The 13,584-nt window shown below is 49.2% G+C and carries 11 protein-coding genes, 1 tRNA gene and 1 pseudogene; 10 read left to right on the top strand and 3 right to left on the bottom strand.

Features of this window, described 5'->3' with window-relative positions; all coding sequences use genetic code 11:
• Positions 1–200: 200 nt before the first annotated feature.
• The 7 genes from ACTZWV_RS14425 to pdxH all read left to right on the top strand — a co-directional run bounded on the left by ACTZWV_RS14425 (position 201) and on the right by pdxH (position 7,409).
• Positions 201–2,237, top strand: a complete 2,037-nt coding sequence (locus tag ACTZWV_RS14425) for a prolyl oligopeptidase family serine peptidase (RefSeq protein WP_444787225.1) — start codon at positions 201–203, stop codon at positions 2,235–2,237.
• A 152-nt stretch (positions 2,238–2,389) separates the two neighbouring features.
• Positions 2,390–2,466: transfer RNA gene (locus ACTZWV_RS14430), tRNA-Trp, on the top strand.
• Between the two features lie 9 nt (positions 2,467–2,475).
• Positions 2,476–2,871 (top strand): hypothetical protein, encoded by a 396-nt coding sequence (locus ACTZWV_RS14435; protein ID WP_444787226.1) that lies wholly within the window; start codon positions 2,476–2,478, stop codon positions 2,869–2,871.
• Positions 2,858–3,301 carry a ribosomal protein S18-alanine N-acetyltransferase gene (gene rimI / locus ACTZWV_RS14440; protein ID WP_444787227.1) on the top strand — a complete coding sequence of 148 codons (444 nt, stop codon included), beginning with the start codon at positions 2,858–2,860 and terminating at the stop codon, positions 3,299–3,301. Before ACTZWV_RS14435 ends, rimI begins: the two co-directional genes overlap by 14 nt.
• Positions 3,302–3,429: 128 nt before the next feature.
• A complete protein-coding gene (gene prfC / locus ACTZWV_RS14445; protein WP_444787228.1) occupies positions 3,430–5,016 on the top strand; it encodes a peptide chain release factor 3 in 1,587 nt (528 codons plus the stop codon).
• Positions 5,017–5,028: 12 nt separating this feature from the next.
• Positions 5,029–6,768, top strand: coding sequence for an arginine--tRNA ligase (argS, locus tag ACTZWV_RS14450; RefSeq protein WP_444787229.1), 1,740 nt, complete (start codon positions 5,029–5,031; stop codon positions 6,766–6,768).
• Positions 6,769–6,770: 2 nt separating this feature from the next.
• Entirely contained in the window at positions 6,771–7,409 is a 639-nt protein-coding gene (gene pdxH / locus ACTZWV_RS14455; RefSeq protein ID WP_444787230.1) for a pyridoxamine 5'-phosphate oxidase, read from the top strand.
• Between the two features lie 5 nt (positions 7,410–7,414).
• Here pdxH and ACTZWV_RS14460 read toward each other — a convergent pair whose 3' ends face one another.
• The gene (locus tag ACTZWV_RS14460) at positions 7,415–8,788 is read right to left on the bottom strand and encodes a tetratricopeptide repeat protein (protein WP_444787450.1); all 1,374 of its coding nucleotides are present in this window, start codon (positions 8,786–8,788) and stop codon (positions 7,415–7,417) included.
• Between the two features lie 234 nt (positions 8,789–9,022).
• Positions 9,023–9,364 (bottom strand): annotated as a pseudogene (locus ACTZWV_RS14465) (winged helix-turn-helix domain-containing protein); the annotation flags it as partial.
• Between the two features lie 108 nt (positions 9,365–9,472).
• On the opposite strand from ACTZWV_RS14465, the gene ACTZWV_RS14470 reads away from it, so the two are divergent.
• Positions 9,473–11,011, top strand: coding sequence for an amidohydrolase family protein (locus ACTZWV_RS14470; RefSeq protein ID WP_444787231.1), 1,539 nt, complete (start codon positions 9,473–9,475; stop codon positions 11,009–11,011).
• Between the two features lie 91 nt (positions 11,012–11,102).
• On the top strand, positions 11,103–11,882 hold the full coding sequence (locus ACTZWV_RS14475) for a TatD family hydrolase (protein WP_444787232.1): 780 nt from the start codon (positions 11,103–11,105) through the stop codon (positions 11,880–11,882).
• Here ACTZWV_RS14475 and ACTZWV_RS14480 read toward each other — a convergent pair.
• Positions 11,862–12,455, bottom strand: a complete 594-nt coding sequence (locus tag ACTZWV_RS14480) for an AhpA/YtjB family protein (RefSeq protein WP_444787233.1) — start codon at positions 12,453–12,455, stop codon at positions 11,862–11,864. The two genes, ACTZWV_RS14475 and ACTZWV_RS14480, sit on opposite strands and share 21 nt — an antisense overlap.
• Before the next feature lie 80 nt (positions 12,456–12,535).
• Here ACTZWV_RS14480 and serB point away from each other — a divergent pair, with 80 nt between their 5' ends.
• The gene (gene serB / locus ACTZWV_RS14485; RefSeq protein ID WP_444787234.1) at positions 12,536–13,582 is read left to right on the top strand and encodes a phosphoserine phosphatase SerB; all 1,047 of its coding nucleotides are present in this window, start codon (positions 12,536–12,538) and stop codon (positions 13,580–13,582) included.
• The last annotated feature ends 2 nt before the right edge of the window (positions 13,583–13,584 follow it).

A 13,584-nucleotide genomic window follows, 5' to 3' on the forward strand; every position in this document is an offset into this window, starting at 1 on the left:
TGCGACGATGGTAGTGTAGCATTCGCTATGCGAGAGTAGTTCACCGCCAGGCTCCTATTAAGTAAACAAGCCTCACGCGAAAGCGTGGGGCTTTTTGCTTTTTATCTCCTCGATCTTTCACTCTGACGAAAGCCTGTAGTCTGTTGCGATTATTCAGTTAGTATCATCTGGCGTCTAAAACTATAAAATCGGATACCAAGATGAATCTAAAGCATATAACTAACGGTTTGTGTTTAACCGCATTACTGCTGTTAACAACAAGTAGTGCAGTGGCAGCCGCTAAAGCTTTACAATATGACGACGTGTTTGAACTGGAGTTTGTATCAGATCCACAGCCGGATGCTAAAGGCGAGCAAATTGTTTTCGTGCGCAACTGGATGGATAAACAAACCGATCGGCGTCGCATGACGTTATGGCTCAGTTCGGCCGATGGTAAAACGCAGGAAGCCTTAACTGATAAAGATATTAATGCCAGCTCACCGCGCTGGGCTCCCGATGGTAAACGACTGGCGTTTATTGCCAATGGCCAAATCCAAGTTAAATGGCTTGATAGTGGCCGCACGTCACAGTTAGGCCAGCTAACGCAAAGCCCGTCGAATTTAAGCTGGTCACCAGATGGTAAATGGTTGGCTTTTACCTTGTTTACGCCCAAGCAGGTTAAAGCGCCTGTGAGTTTACCTGGCAAGCCGGAGAAAGCGGACTGGGCTAAAGCCGCGATATATATAGATAACAAACAGTATCGCGCCGATGGTGCCGGTTATCTGAAAGCCGGCTACCAGCATATTTATATTATGCCGGCTGACGGCGGTTCTGCTATACAGCTAACCGAAGGTGATTTTAATCATGCCAGTGCTATCAGTTGGACTAAGGATAGCAAAGCGATTTATTTCTCGGCCAATCGTCATGCCGACTGGCAGTCAAAACCAATAAATAGTGAAATATTCCAGCTGACGCTGGCTGATCGTGAACTGACGCAACTTACTGATCGTAACGGCCCTGATGCATGGCCGCAGCTTTCGCCTGATGGCAAACTGATCGCCTATGTCGGATTTGATGACCGAAAACTGGCACATCAGGCCAACCGTTTGTATGTGATGAATACTGATGGCAGTAATATCCGCAATCTTACCGAAGATTTAGACCGCGCTATTGATGATTTTCAATGGCTGCCAAACAGTAAAGCCTTGTATATTTCTTACGATAGTGAAGGTAGAGGCATACTGGCAGAGCAAGCTTTGTCCGGAAAACGCAGTATTATTACCGAGGATATCGGCGGTGGTTCCTATGGTCGGCCTTATAGTGGCGGCCAGTTTTCTGCAGCGGAGAATGGCCTGATTGCCTATACCAAGATGAATACGCAAACACCGGCTGAGCTGGAGGTTATCTATAAGCGCAAAAAGCAGACGCTAACTCAACTTAACGCCGATCTGTTGTTTGCTAACGATATCGGCGAAGTAGAAGAGTTTTGGTACAGTTCATCGGTTGATCAGCGTAAGCTACAAGGTTGGATTATTTATCCGCCACAGTTTGATGCCAGTAAAAAATACCCACTTATTTTAGAAATTCATGGTGGCCCGCACACCGCTTATGGCCCGCATTTCGCGATGGAGCTGCAGTTAATGGCGGCGCAGGGGTATGTGGTGCTGTATACCAATCCTCGCGGCAGCACCAGCTATGGTGAAGATTTTGCCAATCTTATTCATCATAATTACCCCAGCCAGGATTTTAATGATCTGATGGACGGCGTCGATGCAGTAATTGCTAAAGGTTTTATTAATGAAAAAGAGTTATTTGTTACCGGCGGTAGTGGTGGTGGTGCTTTAACGGCCTGGATTGTTGGCCATACCGACCGCTTTGCCGCAGCGGTATCGGTAAAGCCGGTGATTAACTGGTTTAGCTTTGTATTAAATGCCGATATGTACAGTTATTTTACTCAGTACTGGTTCCCGGTCATGCCATGGGAAAACCCGCAGCATTACTTAAAGTACTCGCCAATCAGTTATGTGGGGAATGTGACAACGCCAACCATGCTGATGACCGGCGAGGCCGATCATCGCACACCGATCTCTGAAACCGAACAGTTTTATCAGGCATTGCAATTGCGTGGCATTGATACTGCCATGGTGCGGATACCGGAAGCTTCGCATTCCATTTACAGCCGGCCAAGCAATTTAATGGCGAAAACCGCTTATATCCTGTACTGGTTTGAGAAATACCGCCAGAAAACTGCAGATTAAAGTCGGCTCAGCCCGGTAGGCAGACTACCGGGCTTATGCTAGGCTGCACTGATTAATAGTGCTGATGTTCGTTTTATATGCAGTTGAATGTAATTACACAGCTTTTTGCTTTACCTTTAGGGCGGCTTTTGTATAATGGCGCGACCAGCTACAGGGGCATAGTTCCAATTGGTAGAACAGCGGTCTCCAAAACCGATGGTTGGGGGTTCGAATCCCTCTGCCCCTGCCACTTTTCCTTATGACAACACTTTCTTATTCTCAGCAGCAGCTGTTAAAAGTTTTGCAAATCTCGCCGGTTAAATTAACCGATGCTTTTGCTACTCAGCCATTGCTGGCTGCAGTAAGTTCAGCGATTGAAAACCAGTCAGCACAAAGCTCGTCAGATAATATTGCCTCACTCAAGATTGAATCACAGAGCGTAGTGCCGGATCTTAGCCAACTATTAGCGCAGGATATTGCTGCGGCATTAGCCGAGGGCCTGAACTGGCATATTGCTCCTGACGCTGCGCAAAGCCAGATCCAGCAGCAACAGCTGCTGACGCCACCGTTGTCGGTATTACAGCAACCTGAACAGAAAAAAGCCTTATGGGCGCTGCTAAGTGGCTATACACAAGGTAGCTATGAGCAAAGTTGAGTTGTTAAGCCATGCCGATATCATTGCGGTTTTGCCTATTGAACAAGCGGCCAATAGTTATCCGTGGACAGAGGCTGCCTTTGCCAGCAGTTTTGCCGATAGTTACTTCAGCTACAAGTTGTTGGATAACGCCGGCAATATTGTCGGGTTTTATATTGCACAGCTGATTTTAGAGCAATTGGAGCTGTTTAATATCTGTGTTGCGCCAACGCAGCAGGGTAAAGGTTACGGCCATATATTAATGCAGCACTTCTTAAAGGAAGGCGCAGCCAGAGGCGCGACAGAAGTATTTTTGGAAGTGCGTAGCAGTAATGTGGCGGCAATCGCTTTGTATCAGCGCTACGGCTTTACGCAAACAGGCTTACGCAAAGGCTACTATGTCAGTAGCCAAGGTAAAGAAGACGCCCTGCTGATGAGTTGTATTCTGTAACGCAGCAGGGCATTTGTACTCTGTGCCCGCGCCGTCCAAGCTGTTATAATCGCGCGCATTATTATTTACTTGTGGGCTTTCGCCCGACACCGTAGCCGGATGCCTGCGGTAACACACTATTGGATATTATGAGCACAGATAACTTTTTAGCCGAAGTAAACAGCCGCCGCACCTTTGCGATTATTTCGCATCCCGATGCCGGTAAAACCACCATTACCGAAAAGGTATTGCTGTTCGGACATCTGATCCAAAAAGCCGGTACCGTTAAAGGTAAAAAGTCCGGCCAGTATGCTACCTCCGACTGGATGGAAATGGAAAAAGAGCGTGGTATTTCGGTTACCACCTCAGTAATGCAGTTTCCGTATAACGATTGCCTGGTAAACCTGCTGGATACACCGGGCCACGAGGACTTCTCGGAAGATACTTATCGTACTTTAACGGCGGTAGACTCCTGCCTGATGGTTATCGACGGCGCCAAAGGTGTTGAAGAGCGCACCATTAAACTGATGGAAGTTACCCGGCTGCGCGACACGCCTATCATTACTTTTATGAACAAAATGGACCGCGATATCCGCGACCCGGTTGATTTGTTAGATGAAGTAGAAAGCGTACTGAAAATTGCCTGCGCGCCCATTACCTGGCCTATTGCTTCGGGCAAAGAGTTTAAGGGCGTGTATCACATTTTACGTGATGAAATTATTTTGTATAAATCCGGTATGGGCCATACCATTCAGGATGTGGATATTATTAAAGGCCTGAATAACCCTGAGTTGGATAAGCGCATTGGTTATTACGCTCAGCAACTGCGTGATGAAATGGAGCTGGTGCAGGGCGCCAGTAATGAATTTGACCAGGAGCTGTTTTTAAAAGGTGAGTTAACGCCGGTGTTCTTTGGTACTGCCTTGGGTAACTTTGGTGTCGACCATATGCTGGATGGCTTAACGCAATGGGCGCCGATACCGCAATCGCGCGCTACCGATACCCGTACAGTGGAACCCACCGAGACCGGTTTTAGCGGTTTTGTGTTTAAAATTCAGGCCAATATGGACCCGAAACACCGCGACCGCGTGGCATTTTTGCGCATAGTGTCGGGCAAGTACGAAAAAGGCATGAAGGTGCGCCATGTACGCATTGGTAAAGATGTATTGATCCCGCAGGCATTAACCTTCTTAGCCGGCGATCGCGAGCATTTGGAAGAAGCTTACCCGGGCGATATTATCGGTTTGCATAACCACGGCACTATTAAGATTGGTGACACCTTTACCACCGGTGAAAATATGCAGTTTACCGGCATTCCGAACTTTGCGCCTGAACTGTTCCGCCGTATACGCCTGCGCGATCCGCTAAAGCAAAAACAATTGCTAAAAGGCCTGGTGCAATTATCCGAAGAAGGTGCGGTGCAGGTATTCCGGCCGCTGGATAATAACGATCTGATCGTAGGCGCGGTGGGCGTGCTGCAGTTTGACGTGGTCGTACACCGGCTTAAATCGGAATATAACGTTGATGCCTTGTACGAGTCGGTTAACGTATCCACCGCGCGCTGGGTGTACAGTGATGACGGCAAAGCGCTGGACGAGTTTAAAAACAAAGCCAGCCAGAATTTAGCGCTGGATGGTGGCGATGCCTTAACCTATATCGCACCGACTATGGTAAACCTGAACTTGTCGATAGAGCGTTACCCGAAAATTAAATTCCACAAAACCCGTGAACACTAACAGGCAGGCCGCATGAATATTAAGCATTTATTAACCGAAAAAACCCAAGCCGCTTTTGTCGCGCTGGGCTTACCTGCCGACACTAATGCCGCTGTTACCGTAAGTACCAAGCCGGAGTTTGGTGATTATCAGATTAACGGCGCTATGGCCGCTGCCAAGCTGTTAAAGATGAATCCGCGCCAGTTGGCTGAGCAATTAGTGCAACAGCTGGATCTTGCTGATATTGCCGACAAAGCCGAGATCGCCGGTCCGGGTTTTATTAACGTTACGTTGAACAAAAATTGGCTGGCCGCGCAATTACAACATGCCGGCGCAGACAGCCGTTTGGGGGTGTCTGCAAATACCGCACCGCAAACGGTAGTGGTGGATTACTCGGCACCGAATTTAGCCAAAGAGATGCACGTTGGCCATTTGCGTTCGACTATTATTGGTGACGCCGTCGTGCGCACATTAGAGTTCTGGGGCGATAAGGTGATCCGTCAGAACCATATGGGCGACTGGGGTACCCAGTTTGGTATGCTGATAGCACACCTGGAAGACAAACTGGCCGCCGGTATCGACCTGGAGCAGGTTGCCCTGGCTGATTTGGAAGACTTTTACCGTGAAGCGAAAAAACGCTTTGACGATGAAGAGGGCTTTGCCGATAAATCGCGTGACTATGTGGTGAAGCTGCAAAGCGGCGACGCGCACTGCCAAAAGCTGTGGCAGCTGTTTATCGATACCTCGATTAAACATAGCGATGAAGTGTATCAAAAGCTCAATGTCACCCTGACCCATGCTGATATTAAACCGGAAAGTGCGTATAACAGTATGTTGCAAGGCATCGTCGATGATTTAAAACAGCAGCAGCTGGCTGTGGAAAGCATGGGCGCTCTGGTGGTGTTTTTAGCCGAGCTGGCTGATAAAGAAGGTAACCCGTCGCCGTTTATTATTCAAAAAACCGGTGGCGGCTTTTTATACTCCACCACCGATTTAGCAGCCTGCCAGCATCGCAGCCATACTTTGCAAGCCGATCGGGTGATTATTTTTACCGATGCGCGTCAGGCGCTGCATTTTAAACAGGTAGAATTGGTTGCCCGTAAAGCCGGCTATCTGCGCACTGCAACCGCTTATGATCATTGCCCCTTTGGTACCATGATGGGTGAAGATGGCAAGCCATTTAAAACCCGTACCGGTGGCACTGTGAAACTGGCAGAACTGCTGGAAGAAGCGGTAGTGCGCGCTAAAGCTGTGGTGCAGGAAAAAGCCACTGATTTAACCGAAGCAGAAATCGCCGAAGTAGCGCGTAAAGTCGGCATTGGTGCGGTGAAATTTGCTGATTTATCGAAAAATCGTACCAGCGACTATATTTTCAGCTGGGATGCCATGCTGAGTTTTGAAGGTGCTACTGCGCCTTACCTGCAATACGCTTACACCCGGGTACGCAGTATTTTACGCCGCGCTGAGATCAGCGATGGCTTTAGTGCCACATTAAAGCTGGTTGAAGAGCAGGAAAAGCAACTGGCGGTTAAACTGCTGCGGTTTGAAGAAACGCTGCAACAGGTAATTAAAGATGCCCAGCCAAACCTGCTGTGTAATTACCTGTATGAACTGGCCAGTTTGTATATGACCTTCTACGAAGCTTGCCCGATATTAAAAGATGGCATTGAACCGGCCGTGCGTGACAGCCGTTTAATGCTGAGTATTATTAGTTCCCGTATGCTGAAGCAGGGCTTAGACTTGCTGGGTATCGGGGTTATGGAGCGCATGTAAAGATGAAAATCGACGCTATTCGCCGCAGCTATGTGAAAGACAAACTGGATTTGGATAAGCTAAATGCAGATCCTATCGCCCAGTTTGAGATGTGGTTAAAAGATGCCATAGCGGCAGAATTACCGGATCCTACAGCTATGTGTGTGGCCAGCGTCGACGAGCATGGCCAGCCGTCACAGCGGCTGGTACTGTTAAAAGATGTCAGCACTGAGGGTTTTACCTTTTACACCAACCTTGGTAGCCGTAAGGCGACTGAGCTGAGTGCTAACCCTAAAGTATGTCTGCATTTTCCCTGGCACCCGCTGGAGCGTCAGGTCATAGTGTACGGCACAGCCGAGCGGGTATCGGGTACCCAGGTGATGAAGTACTTTTTATCACGGCCAAAAGAGAGCCAGCTGGCCGCCTGGGCGTCAGAGCAAAGCCGGCCGGTCTCTACCCGTCAGGCGCTGATGCAAAAATTTGCCGAGATAAAACACAAATTTGACCACGGCGAAGTACCTTTGCCATCCTTCTGGGGCGGCTTTTTAGTACGGCCGCATAAAATTGAATTCTGGCAGGGCGGTGAGCACCGGCTGCACGACCGCTTTATGTACAGCAAGTCAGCCGATGGCCGCTGGGGTATCGAAAGGTTATGTCCTTAACCCCGTCATTGTGGTACTCCATTGGACTTTATTTCTGCCATTTCTGCAGCAAAGGCGGTTAACACTTGTTGTCGTTGCTGTTGCAGCTTGCTGAAAAACTCGGCTGATAGCTGTTGCCATAACGGGTGTTGTTCAGCTACATAATAATCATCATGTGGTGAGGGTAACCAATCATTGTCTAATAATTGTAATGCTAGCTGGTTTGCTTGCGCTTTCAAATCAACAGCACATAGCAATTGTAAGCTAAGACTATCTGCAGTTTGCTGATTGCTGACAAAGGCACTAATACTGCTTTGATATACTTGCCGTTCTGTCTGCGGCAGGCTCAACAGAAAATACAGCACGTTAAGTTGTTTATTATTAGCCAGATCTTGTTGGATGGCGAGATCTGCATTCTGCTGATAATGAGGCAACAACTGGAGAAATGCACTTTGTTGCGATCTGGCCGCCGCCGGCGGGGATAAAAATAGTGCTTGTAGCTGAAAAATTTTATGCTGTGGTTTAAGACTGGCCCGCTGTTGAAGATAAGTGTTTGCCTCAGCGGTATGAGTCTGAGCCTGAGCGAACATAGCCTGTGCCAACAACACAAAGGGATGTTTATCAGACATTGACACTGCGTGTTGTAAACTGGCTTTTGCCAACTCAATTTGTTGCAGACTCAGTTGTACCAGGCTCAGTTGCGTCCATCGCTCTGGACTATTTAATCTGTCTGGAAAACGTTCTGCCCACAGTAAAAACGCCAGGGCGCGCTGGCTGGTAAGCGGTAGTAGCTCTAACTCGTCCAATGCCCGATCGGAATAGTTATCTTCAAGCAGCAAGGCCTGCTGAAATACTGCGCGTGCCTGGCTAAGCTCGCCGTTGCCAATAAGACTGTAAGCATAATGTCGTTTCAGCAAGCCGGATAACGGTGCCAGTGCAGTTGCTGTTGTCATTAACGTGGCTGCGTCGTCGTAACGTCCCTGAGCCCGGTAAAGTGCTGCTCGCCATAACAGGATTTGCGGATCCTTTGGCTGCAAATGCATCGCTTTATCCAGATAGTAGCTGGCTCCGGCCAGGTTCTGCCTTGATAACTGTAAAGCTCCGAAGCTACCTAGTGCTGGAGCAAAATCAGTTTGTTGCAGTAGCGCCTGCTGCAGTAAAGGTTCGCAAAGTGCTAATACTTTTTGTAGTGGCCAATCGCTATAGATATGCATAGCATGATAGCTGTTACACAGCCCGACTAGCAATGGTGGATACGTGGGGTAAACAGGCAGCAGTTCGCGCAAAATGTGTACTGCCTCACTGATTGTTTCTGCTTGTGGTTGATTTAGCAGATAAAGTGCCTGTTGCAGCATGCTCCAGTCATGATGACTAAAGCCTTCAGCTGGTACCAACTGCACACTGGGCTCCGGAGTTTCATAGGTTCTGTCTGATGTTAGCGGTGCAGCGGTGGGAGGCAGGCTATAAAACCACACTGCATATAACAAAATTAAAGTCGTTAATAGTCCTGTATAAATCCAGCGAGTTTTCGTTATATCAGCAGGTTGTTTAGTGCCTGTCTCTGCCAGCATTGCGGTTTGTTGTTGGTGAGTATTGGTGGGCAATAGTTCCGCATTTTGCAGTAGGCGGTAACCTTTACGTTGCACTCGTTCAATTAGCTGATAGGGCTTTTGCTGATCCTGTAACGCCTTTCTCAACTGAGTGACAACTTGATATAAAGATGAATCCGATACCACTAAATTAGGCCAGACAGTGCTTAACAGTTGTTCGTCACTGACTGTTTGACCGTTGGCAGTCAGCAATAACTCAAATGCCGTCATTAGCCTGGGTTCTAGCTGCAACACTTCGCCTGAATTGCTTATGCTGTTACGCGCAGGCTCGACCAGCCAGTCTCCAAGTTTCCAGCAAGTTTGTGGAGGAATCGTCGTCGGAGTAACCGCTTGATGGAGTTGGTTGGTATTGTCTGATTTTTGCATACAAATTCGCTGGTATTCACACTCTTCAGAAAAGCTTCAGTGATTCTTCAGGTACAACAAGCTGTGTTGTGGCACCTTTGGCCACTGTTAACCAATGGGAGCAATAAAATGAAGCCAATATATAAAGTCTTGCTGAAGTTTGCGTGTTTGGGGATCATGCTGTCAAGCCCGCTGCAAGCACAACTGAACGAGACGTTTGCAGTAATGCCAACGCCGCAGGCAGGAAACTTGTTAATAGAGCCAGTCACTGTGTTATCACCTGAACTTGACGGTGAACTGCCCAATCAGCAAGTGTTAATCCGAAATGGCATCATCGTTAGACTGGCTGAAGCGGGTAGTGCGTTGACAGCCAGTGAGTTGCTGGGCGTAGTAAAACTTAATGGTCAGAACCTATACTTAACGCCGGGGTTAATGGATAGCCATGTACATGTCAGTGACGCACCTGGTTTATTGCCTGCCAGGGCTGATAACTATCTGCCAGAGTTTTTTCGGCAGCAACCGCGTAGTTATCTGTACTTTGGCGTGACACAATTGTTAGATTTAAGCAGCAACCCCCAAGGGATTGAGGTATTTAAACAGCAACCACAGGCGCCTGATTTATGGCACTGTGGTGCGGCCCCTGTGGCAGGTGGTTATGGTAATCCCCGGTCGGCACACCCAAACTTTATTCATCAACATAGCGCAGAAAAGACTTCACCCGAGGAGCAAGCAAATACGCCTGCAACAGTCGTTAAGCGCATTGCTGACCGTGGTGCTCATTGCCTGAAGATTTTTATTGAAGATGGTTTCGGTGATTCCAATCATTTGCCGCTGTATAGCAAAGAAACATTGGCAGAAATCAGGAAGCAAGCCAGCCATTATCAGTTGCCGTTGTTTGCTCATGCCAATGCTTATGATATGCAGCAAATTGCGCTGGAGAGCAAAGTGGATGTGTTGGCTCATGGTCTGTGGAATTGGACCGGGATGACCATTACTGAACAAGAGCGAAAAATGGCGATGTTGCCCTCAGCACTAGCCGAACACTTGCAGCAGATCAAACTGGCTGATGTAGGTTATCAGCCGACATTGAGTGTTATGACACGGTTGGCGGCTATGCTGGATGCTGATGTATTAACCGATCCGCAGTTGCAGCATGTTGTACCGCCGGCGTTACTTAACTGGTATCAACTAGAAGAGGCCCAATGGTTTAAGCGGGAGTTGCTGGCTGATTTCGGTGGTTTGACCGCGTCAGATGCCGCAGCGCGGCTGCGAGCCATTGGTCAGCGCGGCGCTCTAGCTGCAAAGACACTGCATCAACTGGGGCATCCATTGCTGTTAGCCAGTGATACACCATCTGCTCCGGCATACAGCCATCAGCCGGGCTACAGTACTTATCTCGAGTTAACAGAAATGGCAGCGGCAGGTATTTCGTTACAGGCCATCTTTGAAGCCGCAACAATCAACAATGCCCGCTTGCTGCAGCTGGATGAACAATATGGCACTGTCAGCGTTGGTAAGGTAGCCAATTTACTGCTGCTAAAGCACAACCCGCTGCAACATGTAGAAGCTTGGGACAGCATTGAAACCGTGATTTTACATGGTCGGCCGATAGCACGGCAAAGTTTGTCTGCCCGCGATAGGTTTAACAATGCAACCGACAGACAATAGTGTGCTATTGCCAACCAGATGAATTAAATCAGTCAGATGTTCATTGCATCAAGGCCTTGTGGTCGCAGTGAGGATCTGCTGCAATAGCTTAATGAAACTTTTCGATACTCATTGTCATCTGGACTTGCCTGAACTGGCGCCAGAGCAGCAACTTCACTGGCAGCAGGCACAGCAAGCCGGTGTTGCCGCTTTAGTTATTCCCTCCGTACAACAATCCGCCTGGCAAAACCTGCTGGATTTACAAAAACAACAACCCAACTGGCATATTGCGCTGGGTATACATCCGTGGTGGGCGGCTGAGCACTCGCTTGACGCTGTAACCGCGCTGGATAAGCTTGTTGCAGCACATAGCACAGCTATTGTTGCCGTAGGGGAGATTGGGCTGGATTTTGCGCTGGATGAAGACAGCTTTGTTATGCAGCAGCAGCTGTTTACGCTGCAGTTGGCGCTGGCAAAACAGCATAATAAGCCGGTGATCCTGCACCATCGGAAAAGCCAACCGCAGTTGCTGGCAGAGCTTAAACGCCAACAGTTTAGCGGTGGCGGTATTTTGCATGCCTTTTCCGGCAGTCAACAACAGGCGATGGCCTTTGTCGATTTGGGTTTTAAGCTCGGTATCGGCGGCACTATTACCTATGACCGGGCAGAAAAAACCCGCAAAACGGTGCAAAAATTGCCGCTTGAAAGCTTTGTGTTAGAAACCGATGCGCCTGCTATGCCGCTGGCCGGTTTTCAGGGCGAGGTTAATACGCCGGCACAACTGGCGTTGGTGTTTGATGCCTTTTGTCAATTACGACCGGAACCACGCGGGCAGATCGCGCAGATGCTGTGGCAAAACAGCCTTAAGGTGTTAAGGCTTAGCGCGACGTAACCGCAGCGACTGGCGCGACAAGCGCGAGAAACCGCGGCGCAGCATAAAGCCGACAATACCGGCTAACACCAGCATCGCCATCAGCTGTTGCATCATCTGTTGCCACGACAGGCTGATTGGCGTTAATGCCGCATCCTGGCGTAAGCTCAGCTTAATATAGCCCAGTAGCTGCTGATCTTTTTCAATCGACTGCACCATAGCCTGCAACTGTTCACTTTGTGTCGGGCCGTACAACAGTCGCGCCGGCGCGCTGCCTTCTGACCAGCTCATGCGTACGCCGTTAGCGTCATACACCACTACATCGTGCAGGTAAGGGCTGGCCGCGATATGCCGGGTTAACTGCTCCAGGCCATCGAGCTGATCATGCTCAATTAAATAGGCGGCGGTATGCGATAGCGCGGTTAAGGTTTCCCGCATCAGCTGGCTGCTTTGCTGTTGCAATAACTGTTTACCCTGCTGTTGGGTTAGTACCCAGCTATGCAATAACAGCCAAATACCGATAACTGCAACAGCAACCTGTAACAGTTTAATAGTGCTTGATGTGCTGTCCGGTAATGGGATATCGTTCTGCATATTTTCCATAAAGCGCCAGCTAAGCCAGTCATTAAAGCCGCTAGGATGCCATGGCTGTGGCGCTAAGTATAGGTAGCAGAGTGTCGTTTTTTTATCATATTCCAGCACAGCAACACAGCGCAGTATCGCCGTTAGCCCACCTTACTGCAGCAAACCGTTATGCGCTTAAACTCAGTGGCACAGCATTATCGCTGCATAGCAGCCAGCCGTTAGCGTTAGCGACAGCCAATGCTTTTGCCGCAGATGCCGCACCCGGTGCTGCGGTGATCCGCCTGTTTGGCAGGGCGCTTGATTGGCAACTGGTGCATGCGCTGTTGCAACTGGTAGCACCGGATAATGCTGTGCAGTGCCGGGTGCATAAACCGCATCCGCAGTTGGATGGTGCGCTGGAGCTGCAGTTAACACAGCAGTTAAGCACACCACTGCAACAAAAACTGGCAGAATATGCAGCTAAACCGGGTGTTGAGCTGGTGTATCTGCCGCTGCGGCCCGTGTTGGCAAAGCCCGGCGTATTGGTCATGGATATGGATTCAACCGCGATACAAATTGAATGTATTGACGAAATAGCCAAACTGGCGGGTGTAGGTGAAGAGGTAGCGGCAGTTACTGCACGGGCGATGAATGGCGAGCTCGACTTTGCGCAAAGCCTGGTCGCCCGGGTGGCAACGTTAAAAGACGCGCCTGAGACCATACTGCGCCAGGTGCTGGATGCTGTGCCGTTGATGCCGGGCTTAGCTGAGCTGGTCAGCCATTTAAAAGCGCATCAGTGGCAGGTTGCTATTGCCTCCGGTGGTTTTACTTATTTTACTGAAGCATTAAAACAGCAGTTGGGCTTAACGGCGACCTTTGCCAACGAGCTGGATATTATTAATGGCAAACTCACCGGTAAGGTGCTGGGCGATATAGTCGATGCCAATACCAAAGCGCAGGTGGTTGGCCAATTGGCGGCACAATATGCTATAGCTGCTGAGCAAACCGTCGCTATCGGTGATGGTGCCAACGATATTCCAATGCTTAACGCTGCCGCGCTGGGAGTGGCTTTTCATGCCAAACCCAAAGTGCAGGCGCAGGCAAAAGCCGCTATTCGCAGTGGCTCGCTGCTGCAGCTGTTGTATCTGCTGGACTAAGC

Origin of the sequence: Rheinheimera sp. NSM, assembly GCF_052380015.1 — a bacterium.
Lineage (GTDB): Bacteria > Pseudomonadota > Gammaproteobacteria > Enterobacterales > Alteromonadaceae > Alishewanella.

Bases quoted from the DNA above. Each gene is read 5' to 3' on its own strand.
- ACTZWV_RS14425 (WP_444787225.1), top strand. From the start codon at position 201: ATGAATCTAAAGCATATAACTAACGGTTTGTGTTTAACCGCATTACTG.
- ACTZWV_RS14435 (WP_444787226.1), top strand. From the start codon at position 2,476: ATGACAACACTTTCTTATTCTCAGCAGCAGCTGTTAAAAGTTTTGCAA.
- rimI (WP_444787227.1), top strand. From the start codon at position 2,858: ATGAGCAAAGTTGAGTTGTTAAGCCATGCCGATATCATTGCGGTTTTG.
- prfC (WP_444787228.1), top strand. From the start codon at position 3,430: ATGAGCACAGATAACTTTTTAGCCGAAGTAAACAGCCGCCGCACCTTT.
- argS (WP_444787229.1), top strand. From the start codon at position 5,029: ATGAATATTAAGCATTTATTAACCGAAAAAACCCAAGCCGCTTTTGTC.
- pdxH (WP_444787230.1), top strand. From the start codon at position 6,771: ATGAAAATCGACGCTATTCGCCGCAGCTATGTGAAAGACAAACTGGAT.
- ACTZWV_RS14470 (WP_444787231.1), top strand. From the start codon at position 9,473: ATGAAGCCAATATATAAAGTCTTGCTGAAGTTTGCGTGTTTGGGGATC.
- ACTZWV_RS14475 (WP_444787232.1), top strand. From the start codon at position 11,103: ATGAAACTTTTCGATACTCATTGTCATCTGGACTTGCCTGAACTGGCG.
- ACTZWV_RS14480 (WP_444787233.1), bottom strand. From the start codon at position 12,455: ATGCAGAACGATATCCCATTACCGGACAGCACATCAAGCACTATTAAA.